Below are 14,425 nucleotides of genomic sequence, written 5' to 3'. Positions count from 1 at the left end.
TGTGTACGACCAGTCGGTCCTCCCCGTTCCCCTACAAAACCGCTTTCTTCAACACGAAGATTGGCGTTGGGGCTATTTCGCCAACCCCGACGGCGCCCGCCTGCGCGCCGGATGGGCCGATCCGCGCCCGCGCAAGACCCTGCGCGCGACTGCGATTGCTCTGCCCGGTTTCGGCGGTTTCGCAGAACAATGGTTCGAGCTTTACGCCGATCTCCTCGACCGAGGGATTGCCGTGCGCCACCTCGATTGGCGGGGCCAAGGTGGGTCCGACCGGTACCTCGACAACGGCCACAAGATGCATTCGCTCGGCTATCAGCGGGATGTCCGCGACCTCCACGCTTTTCTCACGCGCTTCGTGGACTTGAACGCGAACTTTCCGGTGTTCTTTCTCGCCCACTCGATGGGCGCGCATATTGCGCTGCGCTATCTCTCGACCCACCCCGGCAGCGTCAACGGTGCGTTTCTCACCGCACCTATGTTGGGGATCAAGACCGACAAGGCCGCGCCTGCGGTCGTTGCGCAGGTTGCGCGGGCGATGACCGCGACTGGGTTCGGCACCCGCTATATCTTGGGACATGAGGACTGGTGGTTTCGGGAACACTACCCGGTCGAGGAAAGCCGGCTCTCGCAGGACCCGGTGCGCTACCGTGTCGCGCAGCTCTACTACCGTCTTGAACCAAGCCTTCGAATCGGCGGTGGCACTTGGCGCTGGCTCCACGAATCGTTTCGATCGATCCGCCATCTTCGGCAGGCATCCGTTCTACGGAAGATCGAGTCGCCGATATACATCGCGTCGGCGGGCCAGGACGTCATCGTCGAGAATGCGGCCCATCGCGCGGCAGCACTTCACCTGCCCGACTGTCACGTCGAAGATTACCCTGACGCGAAGCACGATATTTGGATGGAGCGCGACGCCGTCCGCGCGCCGCTCCTTGCTGCATTGGATCGCTTTCTTACCGACAAAGTCGGCGTCGCCTAAACGCCTCGAAAGATCTCGGCAAGCGGTCGCTCCAGCGGCGCGTCCATGATCCTCGCCGCCAATTCGCCCGCGGCGGTTTTGCCGATTCGCCCCCCCCCATAACGGTGGAATTTTGCAACGACGGCATTGGCTCGCATCGGGCGGTCGGGGTCGCCGACAACACCGTCCACAGCGACCTCTGTCTTGGCACCGTCGGCGACGATTTCGAGAACGGCGCCACGACCAGATGGAAACACTTCGCCATCGTCGACGCCTATACATTCTTCAAGTCGCCTGATTTCCGTGTCGGCAAGCGCGGTTGCATCGTAAGCCTCCGGCCCCAGTGAACCGCGGACCAAAGCGTGGGCAACACCGTAGGTCAAACTGAACTGCGCTTGGATGGCGTGCTTGGGCGCGCGGTTGCCGCAATAGGTATTCGCCTCGGCGTAGGTTCGAAGGGCGATGGACTCGATCTTCTCGGTCGCATTTCCATACTGGGCCCTCCAGTCGAGCGCGGCTTGGACGCCGTAATGCACATGGCGCACGGCGGCAAAAGGCTTGAAATACCCTTCCAGAATCAGCCAAACCTGGGGCGGGGCCAGGGCGCCAAGACGTTGCGAATCGAAGGTTAGACCAACCGCGTCGTCGAGCACCTGTGTCGGCGCACCGACACCCGCCGCGAGCGCGTATGCCGTTTCGATCCCGCGCGACACGGCCTGGGCAACATAGAGATTGCGCATCGTGGCACCCTGGCGCACCGGTGCGTAGAGGCTAGCCGGGAGCGCGCAGGCTGCCGCCTGAACGGCGGCGCCGATCGCCGCTGCGCCGGCACCTGTGGCAAGCGCTGCCGCAGCGACGGCCGCGGCTATCGTGCCCCAGGTTCCGTCGACATGCATGCCAGGGCGAATCCGCCAAGCTTCGCCGAGGCGCCCGCCCATCTCGTAGCCCAGGACAACGGCATCCAGTGTCGCCCCGAGGGTACGATCGCCAGCCAACGCCACAGCAACCGCTGCGGGCACCGCATGCAAACCCGGTCGCCCGTGAGCCCGGGCCAGGCCCTCGCATGCTTCGTCCCAGCAGGCCGCCAGCGCCATGACATGACCAAAATGCTGCGGCACAAGACCGGCGGGGAAACCTGGACAGACGAGCCCGCCAGGGCCACCCAGGCGTCGGGCATATCTGTCAACCTCGGCGCGGCCGAGGCCGGCGATGGCGCATCCCAGCGTGTCGAGCAAAAGAAGGCGCGCCTTTACCGCGACGTCGTCATGCTCGGTTGGGCGCTCCTTTGCCAACCAGTCGACGATGGGCGCGAGTTGTGTCGTGTATCCTGTCAAAATTCCGCCTTGTGAATACCCCGATACTTCCCGATGATCGGGCGATGAAAACCCTACGGCAAGCCTGCGCCCTCGTATTTTTCGCACTCATGGTGCTTTTCGGTTCCACCGCCATGGCCCACGACGCCCCGATGCCAGATCGCTTCACCGAACCGGATGGGTGGCAGTGGGGACGGTTTACTAACCCCGCGGGGGCAGCCATTCGCTTCGGGTATCTGCGCGCCGACACCCCGCGCGCCACCGCCGTGATCGTCACCGGCTTCCGCGAGTTCGGCGAAAAATACTTCGAAGTCGTCCGCGATCTGCATGCACGCAACATCGACGTGTGGCAAATGGACTGGCGCGGGCAAGGCGGTTCGGACCACTACCTTGCGGATTCGCAAAAGCCTTGGTTCCAGGGCTACGACCGCGACGCCGACGATCTGCGGCAATTTGTGACCGACTTTGTTGAGCGGCGCGATGGTGTCCCAGTGTTTGTGCTCGCCCATTCAATGGGCGGTCACATCGCGTTACGCCTGCTGCACGACCATCCTGACGTTGCCGAATTCGCTATCCTGACGGCGCCAATGCTGCGCATCAATACCGGGGCAATCCCCAGGTGGGTCGCGAAACCGCTCGCTTGGGGTGGTGACCTCTTTGCAGGGGAAAACTATGTCGTCGGTGGCAAGGCTTGGGTCTACGACCATGACTTTGCCGTCGAAGACAGCGACGTCTCGCAGGACCCCGAACGCTTTCGAGTAGGCGACGAGTATATGCGCCTAAAGCCAGCGCTACGACTCGGGAGCGCGACCTACGGATGGCTGCACAACGCGTTTCGCGCGATCGCCGAGATCAACGAGGAGAGCTATCTGCGCGCCATTCGCACGCCGGTGCTACTGGCATCCCCGCGCAACGATCAGATCGTGCTACCGGACGCCCATGACCGCGCCTGCATGCTGATGGCAGCGTGCGACCTGTTCCCGATCCCCGGCGCCAAACACGAGATTTGGATGGAGCGCGACGACTTCCGTCAGCCTTGGTTGGAACGCTTCGATTCGTATTTGTCCAACCAACTGGAAAGCCGGTAGAATCGTACTAAGCCGTTGCCACGGCGTCGATCTTGGCCGCCAAAATAAAGTCGTTCTCGTGCAAACCTTTGATCTTATGGGTTTGCAGCGAAACGTTGACATAGCCCCAACCAAACGCGATGTCCGGATGATGGCCCTCCTCCTCGGCCAAAGCGCCAATGCTGTTGACGAAGGCCAACGCACCGACAAAATCTGTGAAGGTGAAACGCCGTTCGAGCCAGGTTGCGTTCTGAGTCACGCTCCAGTCGGGCACCTCTCGGGCGAAAACCACCGCTTCGTTCTCGGTGAGAGGTGGGATGCCACCGCGGCAAGGAACGCAAGTCTTGCTGGCAAGGGTCATGGATACCTCGGGGATCGAGTGAAAATTGAGTGTGCACTAGACACCGTCGACAGCAACGATACGGCCCTCGGCGTGGGCGTGTCGAATGCCGACGATCGCGCGGTAATCGGGATCGTTCCAGAAAGCATTTAACGCCTCGCGGTTAGGAAATTCCATCACCGCAATACGACCCGACCACTCGCCCTCCAGCGACTCGGCGTTGCCGCCACGAACGATAAACCTACCGCCGTGGCGAGCGACAAGCGCCGGCGTTTGGGCGGTATACGCTGCGTATTCCGCTGCGTCGTGCACGTCGATCTCGGCGATCAAATAGGCAGACATCAAGGCTCCTCCCACAGGCTGTGGCGTCGAAGCCACTCTTCCAACGATTCTTCCGGATACCGCGCGAAGTGACGGTGGCCTAGCCCCGATGGCACCTCCACCCACGGCGCTTTGTAGTCGAGCATCATGTGGACGTATTCGGGCGGCACTGGCAGCGGCGTTTCGACAACGCTCGCGAAGGGATGCACTAAGTCGGGCCAGTCCGGGCTGTAGGCCCACAACGCGGCCCCGCAGACGCCACAGAACGCGCGCTTAGACGAACTCAGTTCACCGTCCGGCGCACCGGCCCCGTGTTCGGTCACGCGTTTTTCAACCTGATAGGTCTGCACGTTTTCGCCACCGCTCACCCGCAAGGTTTCGAATTGGGCCGAAAGGTTGACCCCGTAACCGCCCGAGCCTGCGGTCTTACGGCAAATCGAACAATAACAACGCAGAAACGGCACTGGCGCGTTGGACTCGACGGAAAAGCGCACCTTGCCGCAGTGACAGCCGCCCTCGAGTTTCATAGTGTTTCTCCGTGCTTCGTGTGCGTTTGGTCATGCTAGCGGCTGTCGCACCGAGGGCCAATATTGTAGGGAGCCGATGTGGCGAGCGTATTTGTGACCGGGGCTAACCGCGGATTGGGCCTGGAATTCGTCCGCCAGTACAGCGCGGACGGGTGGCGCGTCTTCGCAGGGTGCCGCGCACCGAACAAAGCCAGCGACCTCAATGCCATCGCGTCGGGCTCCGGTGGGCAAACGACCGTCCATGCCGTCGATGTCGCCGACCGTGCGGCCGTGGAGCGCCTTGCCGATACCATCGCCGATCCGATCGATGTGTTGATCAACAACGCGGGACAGATGGAAGCGTGGGACGAGGGCTTCGGCAAGATCGACTACGCCAATTGGGATGCGATCCTGCGGACCAACCTGTTTGGCGCCGCCTGGATGACGCACGCCTTTGCGCCCCACCTCGCTAAGGGTGGGCAACGCCTTGTCGCCATGATGACCTCTGGACTGGGTAGTCTCGCCGACAATCGTGCCGGCGCCCGCAACCCGCCTGGCAAACTCTATCTCTACCGTTCCAGCAAAGCCGCCCTCAACATGTTGGTTAGCAAGCTGGCGGCCGATCTCAAGGCGCGTGGCATCGCGGTGATCGCGATGGGTCCCGGCCACGTTCAAACCGATATGGGCGGACCGACCGCGAAGCTGATGCCGCCCGAAAGCATTGCCGCCGTCCGCAAAGTCCTAGCGGCTCGCACGCTCGACGATACCGGCCGCTACTATTTCCATACCGGCGACGAGTATCCCTGGTGAACGAGGTCCGATCATGCCGACAATTCTAATCACGGGCGCCAGCCGGGGAATCGGCCTCGAATCGGCACGCCAGTATGCCGCGGACGGTTGGAAGGTACTCGGTTGCTGTCGGCAACCGGCGACCGCCACCGACCTTGCGCGGATCGAGGGTGTCAGCGTCCATGCCCTGGATGTGACCGACTTCGCCGCCATCGATGCCCTAGCAGGGGCAATCAACGAACCGATCGATGTACTGATGAACAACGCGGGGCAAAGCCCGCGGCCGCAGCTCGGATTCGGCAATATGGATTACGCCGCTTGGTCGAATCTGTTCACCGTCAATACCTTGGCACCGTTCAAGATGGCCGAGGCCTTTCAGGGTCACGTCGGGCGGTCGACCCGCAAATTGATCGTCAATGTTTCGAGCGTCATGGGATCGATCGCGGAAACCGCCGCCGGCCACGTCGCCTACCGCTCGACCAAAGCAGCGCTCAATATGGTCACAAAAACTCTTGCCGGGGACCTCGCCGACGGCATCGCTGTTTTTAGTATCCACCCAGGCTGGGTGCGTACCGACATGGGCGGCCCGAGCGCAGCGATTTCAACGGAAGAAAGTGCCGCCGGAATGAAAGCCGTGGTCGAACGCGCGTCCCTGGAATCGAACGGTCGATTCTTCAATTGGACCGGCGAAGAAATCCCATGGTGAGCGTATGACCACCTTACTAATCACCGGCGCCAATCGAGGCTTAGGTTTGGACTTCACCCAACGATTCGCCGAAGCGGGATGGCGGATTCACGCATGCTGCCGCGCACCGGACCGCGCCGACGCCCTACAGACTCTGGCAAAGTCCCACGACGTCACGTTGCATGCGCTGGACGTCTCGGACTTCGCGCAGATCGACGCGTTGAAGTCGACACTCCGCGACGAACCGGTCGACGTTCTGTTCAATAACGCCGGGATTATGGAAACCAGCCAGCGCACGCTATCGCTCGATCATACCAACCAGATGTTCGATACACTCGACGAAGACGAATGGATGGCGGTGATGCGAGTCAATACCATGGCTCCGCTGCGGATGTGCGAGGTTTTCGTCGACAACGTCGCCGCGAGCAAGCGCAAACAGATACTGATGATGTCGAGTATCGTCGGTAGCATCGGTAGCAACCAGACACCGCGCTGGTATCACTACGCTACATCGAAGACCGCGCTTAACATGGTGATGCGGAATCTCGCTGCGGACCTGAAAGAACGCGGCATCACGGTCGTCTCCCTACACCCGGGCTGGACCCAGACCGACATGGGCGGACCGTCCGCGGCGCTGACCGTCGGTGAAAGCGTCGGTGGCATGGTGAAGGTCATCACGGCGCTAACGCCCGCCGACAGCGGGCGGTTCATTGCCTGGAACGGCGAGGACGTGCCCTGGTAGATCGGCCTTAACCGGTCGCGGCCTCGAACGGAAAGCGATCGCGCCAGTGGCGGGCGATATCCTCGCGGGCGCAGATCCACACGTCGTCGTGTTTGCGAACATGTTCCAGAAATTTCTGCAACGCACGCGCCCGGCCGGGACGACCGACGACCCGCGGATGTAAGCCCACCGACATCATGCGGGGCCGCGTCGCACCTTCCTCATAGAAGAAATCGAACGTGTCACGCATGTAATTGAAAAATTGACTGCCTTCGGTGAACCCGCCCGGCACCGTGAAACGCATATCGTTCACTTCGAGCGAATAGGGAATTACCAGGACCGGATATCCCGAATCGACGACCCAATAGGGAAGGTCGTCGGCGTAGGAATCGGAGTCGTAGAGAAAACCGCCCTCCTCCGCGGCAAGCCGCCGCGAAATCGCGCTCATTCGACCCGCGAACCAACCGACCGGCCGCTTACCCGTTGTCGTGCGAATGGCGTCGATGGCACGCTGCATATGGTCGCGTTCCTCGGCTTCGCTCAGCGCGCCGTGGTCGATCCAGCGATAGCCGTGGGTGGCGATTTCATGACCCGCGTCGGCCATGGCCTTTGCCGCGACCGGGTTGCGCTCCATGGCCTGGCCGCAGGCGTACACCGTGCAGCGCACATCGTAGCGATCGAACAGGCGTAAAATCCGCCAGATGCCAGCGCGCGATCCATACTCATAGATCGACTCGACTAAAAGGTTCCGCTTGCCATCGAGCGCTTGGAAGGTCGGATGCCCCGGCACATCGGTCATCAGTCCTTCGGAGTGCGCGTCGCCGTCCATGATAGTGTGTTCGGCGCCCTCCTCGTAGTTGATGACGAGATTTAGCGCGACGCGGGCACCGCCGGGCCATTGTGGGTTCGGCGGGTTGGGACCGTAGCCGTAGAGATCCCGTGGATAGTCGTCCTTGGTCATGATGCGCGTCCTCTTTTGCCGGGAGTCTAGCGCGAAACCACCCGCAGATCAGGCACGATCGTAGGCTAGGTTCGGGGACAACCAGCGCTCCGCCTGTTCGATCGAGACACCGCGACGTTCGGCATAGTCGGCGACCTGGTCGCGGCCGATCCGGCCGATCCCAAAATATTGCGAAGCGGGATGAGAGAAGTAGTAACCCGACACCGAAGCGCCTGGCTGCATCGCGAAGCTTTCGGTCAGCTTGATCCCGGCGTTCTTCTCGGCGTCTAACAGGTCGAACAGCGCCGGCTTTTCGCTGTGGTCGGGACACGCGGGATAGCCCGGTGCGGGCCGGATACCGCGATAGGCTTCCTTGATCATCGCCTCGTTGTCGAGGCTTTCGTCCGCCGCGTAGCCCCAAAACTCCTTGCGAACCCGCTCGTGGAGCCGTTCGGCGAACGCTTCGGCCAACCGGTCGGCCAGCGCCTGCAGCATGATACCGCTGTAGTCGTCGTGCGCCGCCTTGAACTCGGCAAGCTTCGCTTCGATCCCTAGACCGGCCGTCACAGCAAACCCACCGACATAATCCGCGACGCCGCTATCCTTGGGTGCGACGAAATCGGCGAGACAGAAATTGGTCCGCCCCGCCGACTTGCTCATCTGTTGGCGCAAGAAATGTACGGTTTCTCTGACCGTTTGCCTGCTTTCGTCGGTATAGATCTCGACGTCGTCGCCAACGGCATTCGCCGGGAAGAAACCGAAGGTCGCACGGGCCGTGAGCCACTGCTCACCGACCAACCGTTGCAACATGGCTTGGGCATCCTTGAATAGGTCCCGTGCCGCATCGCCGACCGTCGCGTCCTCAAAGATGTCGGGGTACTTGCCCGCCAGTTCCCAGGTGCGGAAGAACGGGGTCCAGTCGATATAGGACGTCAGTTCGGCAAGGTCGTAGCGATCCAGCGATTGAATACCAAGAAACGTCGGAGCCGGCGGTTGGTAATTCGACCAGTCCCCGGCATACCCGTTGGCGCGGGCCTCGGCCAACGGGTGTTGATTTGCCTCGGAATCGCGGTTGCGGTAGCGATCGCGCACCCCTTCGTATTCGGCGGTAATGTCGCTGACATAGGCTGATTTTCGCGTCTCGCTGGTCAGATTACTTGCCACCGCGACAGCGCGCGAGGCATCGAGCACGTGGATCGCCGGACCGCGTTTGTATCCAGGGGCAATCTTGACCGCCGCATGGACCTTCGACGTCGTCGCGCCGCCAATCAATAGAGGAATGTCGAAGCCTTCGCGCTCCATCTCGAGCGCAACGGTCACCATTTCGTCCAGCGACGGCGTAATCAGGCCGGAGAGCCCGATGATATCGACCTTCTCCTTGCGCGCGGTTTCGAGGATGGTCTGGTAGGGCACCATCACCCCCAGGTCGATCACCTCGTAGTTGTTGCATTGCAGAACCACGCCGACGATGTTCTTCCCGATGTCGTGGACATCGCCCTTAACGGTCGCCATGAGGATCTTGCCCTTTGCAGGCGCACCGACATCCTTTTCGGCCTCGATGAAGGGTAGCAAGTGAGCTACGGCTTTCTTCATGACGCGGGCACTCTTGACCACCTGCGGCAAGAACATCTTGCCCGAACCGAACAGATCGCCGACGACATTCATCCCGTCCATCAGCGGCCCTTCGATGACCTGGATGGGTTTGTCGAATTCCTGACGCGCTTCTTCGGTGTCTTCGACAACGAAATCAGCAATCCCCTTGACCAACGCATGGGTCAAACGCTCGCGTACCGGCGCCTCGCGCCAGGAAAGATCCGCAACCTGGACCTTGCCGCCCTTGGCCCTGTAAGCCTCCGCGATTTCAAGTAGCCGGTCGGTGCTGTCCGCACGGCGATTGAGAATGACGTCTTCGACGGCGTCCCTAAGGTCCCTAGGGATCTCCTCGTAGACCTCGAGCTGGCCCGCGTTAACGATGCCCATATCCATGCCCGCGGCAATGGCGTGATACAGAAAGACCGAGTGCATAGCCTCGCGAACCGCGTTGTTGCCGCGAAACGAAAATGAAACGTTGGACACGCCGCCCGAGACGTGGGCGTGCGGGAGCTCGGCCCGGATCCGACGAGTCGCCTCGATGAATTCGATTCCGTAGTTGTTGTGCTCTTCAATACCCGTCGCAACCGCAAAAATATTGGGATCGAAGATAATGTCTTCCGGCGGAAATCCGACGTCGTTCACGAGAATGTCGTAGCTGCGTTTGCAGATATCGAACTTGCGGGCGGCGGTGTCAGCCTGGCCGTCTTCGTCGAAAGCCATAACCACGACCGCGGCGCCGTAGCGACGGACCTTCTTGGCCTGCTCGACGAAGGGCGCTTTGCCTTCCTTCAAGCTGATCGAGTTAACAATCGCCTTGCCCTGCACGCATTTCAGCCCAGCCTCGATGACCGACCACTTGGACGAATCGATCATAATCGGGACACGGCTGATATCGGGTTCCGAAGCAATGAGATTGAGGAACGTCACCATCGCCTGCTCGGAATCGAGCATGCCTTCGTCCATGTTGACGTCGATGATCTGGGCGCCCCCGTCGACCTGACCCCGCGCGACTTCCAGCGCAGCGTCGAACTCACCGTTGACGATGAGTTTTTTAAACTTGGCCGAGCCGGTGACGTTGGTCCGTTCACCGATATTGACGAAACGCGCAGTATTCATGAGTCAATCAACGTTGCTTCGAGACCTGATAACCGCATAACCGTCGGCACTTCGGGGAGGGCGCGTGGCGCAATGCCCGCCACCGCTTCGGCGATTGCTTTGATATGCGCCGGGGTCGTTCCGCAACAACCGCCGACTATGTTGATCAACCCCGACTCCGCCCATTCCTTTAGGAACGCCGCCGTCGTTTGGGGGTCTTCGTCGTACTCGCCCATCGCGTTGGGCAATCCCGCATTCGGGTAGGCGCATATCTTGGCGTCTGCAACCTTGGCCAACGACGCGAGGTGGGGGCGAATTTGCTGGGCACCGAAGGCGCAATTGATGCCGATAGTAAAGGGCTGCGCGTGCCGCACCGAATGCCAGAAAGCTTCAATGGTTTGGCCCGACAAGTTGCGGCCCGAAAGGTCGGTCAAAGTGCCCGAGACCATCAGCGGAATCCGTTCTCCACGCTCGTCGAAAAGTTCTTCAATCCCGAAGATCGCCGCTTTGGCGTTAAGTGTGTCGAAGATCGTCTCGACAAGCAGAAGATCAACCCCTCCGTCTATCAAACTCGCAGCGGCATCGCGGTAAACCGCCCGCAACTCGTCGAACGTCGTGTTGCGGTAGCCCGGTCGGTTGACGTCCGGCGACAAGGACGCCGTGCGGTTGGTTGGCCCCAAAGAGCCCGCGACGAAGCGCGGCCTATCCGGCGTTTCAGCCGTTTTCGCATCGGCCGCGTCGCGGGCAATGCGCGCGCCGGCGCGATTCAGTTCGGACACCAGGTCTTCCATGCCGTAGTCGGCTTGGGAAATCGTGGTCGAGTTGAAGGTGTTGGTTTGAATGATATCCGCACCGGCACCGAGATACGCATCGTGGATTTCACGAATGATTCCCGGTTGCGACAGATTCAATAAATCGTTGTTGCCTTTGACGTCGCGCTTGAAGTCCTTGAAGCGCTCGCCTCGGTAGCCCGCTTCGTCGAGCTTGTACGACTGGATCATCGTCCCCATGGCGCCATCGAGGATGAGTATCCGGCGATCGGCCGCCTCTTGCAGTGCACGCCATCTCTCTTGCCGGTTCATCGTGCGTCTCCGTCTTGGTTTTCGCCCGAAGGGGCGGGGCCGCGCAGACCGAGGATGTGACAGATCGCGTAGGTGAGGTCCGCACGGTTCAGCGTGTAGAAGTGAAACTCGTTGATTCCCGCCGCCTGCAACCGACGACATTGTTCGGCAGCGATCGTCGCACCAACAAGCTTGCGGGTCTCGGCGTCGTCCTCGAGCCCTTGGAATAGACGGTGCATCCATGCGGGCACGTCGGCCCCGCACATTTTGCAAAACCGCACCGCGCCCTCGAAATTCGAGACCGGCATAATGCCCGGCACGATCGGGACGGAGATACCGGCGGCCCGCACTTTTTCGAGCCAACGAAGAAACACCTCCGGGTCAAAAAAGACTTGCGTGATCGCTCGGGATGCACCGGCATCGATCTTTCGCTTGAGATAGTCGATGTCGGCAGCGGGACTTGTCGCGTCAACATGGACTTCCGGATAAGCCGCAACACTTATCTCGAAATCCGCCACCCGCTTCAGCCCCGAGACGAGTTCAGCGGCATTGGCATACCCGTCCGTATGGGGCGCAAAATTCGGATCGTCCTGCGGTGGGTCGCCGCGTAGCGCCACGATGTGACGCACCCCCGCATCCCAATAACCAGCGGCTATGCCGTCGATCTCCGCTCGGCTCGCGCCGACACAGGTCAGGTGTGCCGCCGGTACAAGCGACGTATCCTTCAGCAAGCGCACCACTGTTGCATGGGTCCGTTCGCGCGTACCGCCTCCAGCGCCATAGGTAACCGAGACGAAGCGAGGGCGGATCGGCTCCAGTCGTTTGATCGACGACCACAGCATCTCGTTCATCTTTTCTGTCTTTGGCGGAAAGAACTCGAACGACACGTCGGGCGGCGCGCTGGTGTTCTCGTGCGTAATCAACCCCTGGTAATTACTCATCCTACTCGTGCCTCGCCTGTCGGTTTCTCGCCGTGCCACACCGTGACCGTTAGCGGGTCGCCCTCGAGGTGAACGCTCTTGCCCACCGAAAGGCCCGCCGTCCGCATCCAGCCCGAGACTTCCGCGTCGGGAAACCCGAGCCTGCGATGAGCATGTTCCTCGCGCAGCGACTCGACGTTGTGAGGCGCGAAGTCCGCGACAACCATCAACCCGCCCGGTCGTAAGATTCGCCCGCCTTCGGCCAGCACGCCGGCGGGCTCGTCCGCGAAATGAAGCACTTGGTGATATGTCACCGCGTCGACCGATGCTTCCGCGAACGGCAGGCTATGCATGTCGGCGTGGCGGACCCGGCAATTCTTGAGGCCGTGGCGATCGAGATTCGCTCGCGCGAGCCCGAGCATTTCATGGGACGAATCGACCCCGATGGCCTCTTCGGCGGCGGGCCCAAGAAGCTCCAACATCCTTCCTGCACCGGTTCCGACGTCGACGAGCGTGCCGATTCTCCGGTCGGCAAACTGTCGCACCATGATCGACTCGACGTCGAGGTCGGGAACGTGAAGACGCCGGACATCCTCCCATCGTTCGGCGTTGGCCCGAAAATACGCGGCCGCCGCGCCGGCACGGGCGCGGCGGACGGCGTCGAGCCGAGCGGCGTCGCCGTCGGTTCCACCGGCATCGTCAGGCAGGAGGTCGACGATCTTTTTTGATAGCTCACCGGCCTCACCGATATCGCTGAGGCGGCAGAACACCCAAGTTCCCTCACGGAACCGTTCGATGAGGCCTGCGTCACCCAGCAACTTCAAATGGCGGGACACCCGCGGCTGGCTTTGCCCAAGTATTTGGGTGAGTTCGCTGACGGTGAGTTCCGCGCGTGCAAGCAAGCCCAGAATGCGGAGCCGTGTCGGTTCCCCGGCCGCGCGCAATCCACCGAGCAAGATATCCAGGGAAACTGCCATTCGAATAGATATAAAGATATGCTTATGTTTGTCAAAGGAATAGTATGCACCCGTCGTCCACAAGTTGTGTTCCATTGACTTCGAACCACCATATAGGCGGCACTAAGTGCGTCATTGGCGCAACACCCGTGGCCGGAAACCCTCTCTGAGGCCACGCCTTACTGGTTTTGAATAGGTCGGTGTGCTACTCAAAAGCCCGCGAATTACATGGATTCAGCGTGCGTTTCAGACTGAGCTATTCGGGGGTCTTCGCTGGGTTAGCGGGGACGGCTCAGGTCTAGCTTTAAGTAGTGAGTTTTTTCGGGATAGGTCTGAGCCTTGAAATCTTTGTCCAACTCGACCGGCGGAAGGCGCGTAACCTTTCGCGCGGCCTTCGTCCGCAACCTCGCAGCGGTCGCAGCACTCTTCGCGGTCGCATCTTGCGCTACGCCAGGCGACGATTCGGCGCAAATTGCGGATCCACTGGAGCCGGTGAACCGGTACATTTTCGCGGCCAATCTCGCGGTCGATACGATGCTGATCGAGCCGACCGCCCAATTCTATCGCGATTTCGTGCCTGACCCCGCACGGAACAGCGTCAGGAATTTCCTGCGCAATCTCGAAACACCGGTCATTCTCGCAAACGATGTCCTCCAAGGCGATATCGATGCCGCCGGCGTGACGACCCGCCGTTTCTTCATCAACACCACGGTTGGCCTGCTCGGGCTACTGGACCCAGCCACTGGAATGGGCTGGGAACGGCGCGACGAAGATTTCGGCCAAACCCTTGGACGCTACGGCATCGGCCCGGGCGTCTATATTGTCCTTCCGATTCTCGGCCCCTCAAGCTTACGGGACGCGGCCGGGTCGTTCGTCGACTATTATTTCGACCCGCTGAACTACTACGCGGAGAATACCGACCGGAAATCGATTACTTTCGCGCGTGCTGCGATCCGCGGGATCGATGCCCGGGCGCGGAATATCGAAACGCTTGACGAAATCGAACGTACGTCGATCGACTACTATGCAACCTTGCGCAGCCTCTACAATCAGCGCCGCCAAAGCGACATTCGCAACGGCACCACGCCGTCCCTGCCAAACCTCGATCTAAGCAGCGACGACGAGAAGGACCGTACAGCCGCGTTGAAGCAATAAGGGAG

At 61.0% G+C, this 14,425-nt stretch carries 13 protein-coding genes and 1 pseudogene; 6 read left to right on the top strand and 8 right to left on the bottom strand.

Translation table 11 applies throughout. The features are described 5' to 3' along the window. Position 1: 1 nt before the first annotated feature. Positions 2-979 (top strand): alpha/beta hydrolase, encoded by a 978-nt coding sequence (locus RID42_09260; GenBank protein MEQ8247859.1) that lies wholly within the window; start codon positions 2-4, stop codon positions 977-979. On the opposite strand, the gene RID42_09255 is transcribed toward RID42_09260, so the two are convergent. Then, the gene (locus tag RID42_09255; GenBank protein ID MEQ8247858.1) at positions 976-2,292 is read right to left on the bottom strand and encodes an MmgE/PrpD family protein; all 1,317 of its coding nucleotides are present in this window, start codon (positions 2,290-2,292) and stop codon (positions 976-978) included. The genes RID42_09260 and RID42_09255 overlap by 4 nt on opposite strands. A 44-nt stretch (positions 2,293-2,336) precedes the next feature. On the opposite strand from RID42_09255, the gene RID42_09250 reads away from it, so the two are divergent. Next, entirely contained in the window at positions 2,337-3,359 is a 1,023-nt protein-coding gene (locus RID42_09250) for an alpha/beta hydrolase (GenBank protein MEQ8247857.1), read from the top strand. 7 nt (positions 3,360-3,366) lie between these two features. Here the strand turns inward: RID42_09250 and RID42_09245 are convergent, their stop codons facing one another. From RID42_09245 to RID42_09235, 3 genes are read right to left on the bottom strand one after another with little or no spacing between them, the layout of a single operon-like run. Next, positions 3,367-3,699, bottom strand: a complete 333-nt coding sequence (locus RID42_09245) for a 4a-hydroxytetrahydrobiopterin dehydratase (protein MEQ8247856.1) — start codon at positions 3,697-3,699, stop codon at positions 3,367-3,369. A 36-nt stretch (positions 3,700-3,735) separates the two neighbouring features. Further along, positions 3,736-4,020 (bottom strand): DUF1330 domain-containing protein, encoded by a 285-nt coding sequence (locus RID42_09240; protein ID MEQ8247855.1) that lies wholly within the window; start codon positions 4,018-4,020, stop codon positions 3,736-3,738. Beyond that, positions 4,020-4,526 carry a GFA family protein gene (locus RID42_09235; GenBank protein MEQ8247854.1) on the bottom strand — a complete coding sequence of 169 codons (507 nt, stop codon included), beginning with the start codon at positions 4,524-4,526 and terminating at the stop codon, positions 4,020-4,022. The genes RID42_09240 and RID42_09235 overlap by 1 nt, the downstream gene beginning before the upstream one ends. A 78-nt stretch (positions 4,527-4,604) precedes the next feature. Between RID42_09235 and RID42_09230 the strand changes: the two genes are divergently transcribed. The 3 genes from RID42_09230 to RID42_09220 are packed head-to-tail and all read left to right on the top strand — an operon-like array spanning position 4,605 to position 6,721. Beyond that, positions 4,605-5,315, top strand: a complete 711-nt coding sequence (locus tag RID42_09230; GenBank protein ID MEQ8247853.1) for an SDR family oxidoreductase — start codon at positions 4,605-4,607, stop codon at positions 5,313-5,315. 13 nt (positions 5,316-5,328) lie between these two features. Continuing rightward, entirely contained in the window at positions 5,329-6,000 is a 672-nt protein-coding gene (locus RID42_09225) for an SDR family oxidoreductase (protein ID MEQ8247852.1), read from the top strand. Between the two features lie 4 nt (positions 6,001-6,004). After that, on the top strand, positions 6,005-6,721 hold the full coding sequence (locus tag RID42_09220) for an SDR family oxidoreductase (GenBank protein MEQ8247851.1): 717 nt from the start codon (positions 6,005-6,007) through the stop codon (positions 6,719-6,721). Between the two features lie 7 nt (positions 6,722-6,728). On the opposite strand, the gene puuE is transcribed toward RID42_09220, so the two are convergent. From puuE to RID42_09200, 4 genes and pseudogenes are all read right to left on the bottom strand, one after another. Beyond that, positions 6,729-7,661, bottom strand: a complete 933-nt coding sequence (gene puuE / locus RID42_09215; GenBank protein ID MEQ8247850.1) for an allantoinase PuuE — start codon at positions 7,659-7,661, stop codon at positions 6,729-6,731. Between the two features lie 48 nt (positions 7,662-7,709). Beyond that, positions 7,710-11,410, bottom strand: a pseudogene (gene metH / locus RID42_09210) (methionine synthase). Beyond that, positions 11,407-12,330 (bottom strand): methylenetetrahydrofolate reductase [NAD(P)H], encoded by a 924-nt coding sequence (gene metF, locus RID42_09205; protein MEQ8247849.1) that lies wholly within the window; start codon positions 12,328-12,330, stop codon positions 11,407-11,409. Before metF ends, metH begins: the two are co-directional and overlap by 4 nt. Further along, entirely contained in the window at positions 12,327-13,286 is a 960-nt protein-coding gene (locus tag RID42_09200) for a metalloregulator ArsR/SmtB family transcription factor (GenBank protein MEQ8247848.1), read from the bottom strand. Before RID42_09200 ends, metF begins: the two co-directional genes overlap by 4 nt. Before the next feature lie 318 nt (positions 13,287-13,604). On the opposite strand from RID42_09200, the gene RID42_09195 reads away from it, so the two are divergent. Beyond that, positions 13,605-14,420, top strand: coding sequence for a VacJ family lipoprotein (locus RID42_09195; GenBank protein MEQ8247847.1), 816 nt, complete (start codon positions 13,605-13,607; stop codon positions 14,418-14,420). Positions 14,421-14,425 lie beyond the last annotated feature (5 nt).

Source organism: Alphaproteobacteria bacterium (assembly GCA_040216735.1).
Classification (GTDB): Bacteria; Pseudomonadota; Alphaproteobacteria; order SHVP01; family SHVP01; genus CALJDF01.
Note: the sequence above shows the minus strand (reverse complement) of the source record. Positions and strands in the feature narration are given on the sequence as shown.

Coding starts and splice junctions, on each gene's coding strand:
- RID42_09250 (MEQ8247857.1), top strand. CDS start 2,337: ATGAAAACCCTACGGCAAGCCTGCGCCCTCGTATTTTTCGCACTCATG.
- RID42_09245 (MEQ8247856.1), bottom strand. CDS start 3,699: ATGACCCTTGCCAGCAAGACTTGCGTTCCTTGCCGCGGTGGCATCCCA.
- RID42_09240 (MEQ8247855.1), bottom strand. CDS start 4,020: ATGTCTGCCTATTTGATCGCCGAGATCGACGTGCACGACGCAGCGGAA.
- RID42_09235 (MEQ8247854.1), bottom strand. CDS start 4,526: ATGAAACTCGAGGGCGGCTGTCACTGCGGCAAGGTGCGCTTTTCCGTC.
- RID42_09225 (MEQ8247852.1), top strand. CDS start 5,329: ATGCCGACAATTCTAATCACGGGCGCCAGCCGGGGAATCGGCCTCGAA.
- RID42_09220 (MEQ8247851.1), top strand. CDS start 6,005: ATGACCACCTTACTAATCACCGGCGCCAATCGAGGCTTAGGTTTGGAC.
- puuE (MEQ8247850.1), bottom strand. CDS start 7,661: ATGACCAAGGACGACTATCCACGGGATCTCTACGGCTACGGTCCCAAC.
- metF (MEQ8247849.1), bottom strand. CDS start 12,330: ATGAGTAATTACCAGGGGTTGATTACGCACGAGAACACCAGCGCGCCG.
- RID42_09200 (MEQ8247848.1), bottom strand. CDS start 13,286: ATGGCAGTTTCCCTGGATATCTTGCTCGGTGGATTGCGCGCGGCCGGG.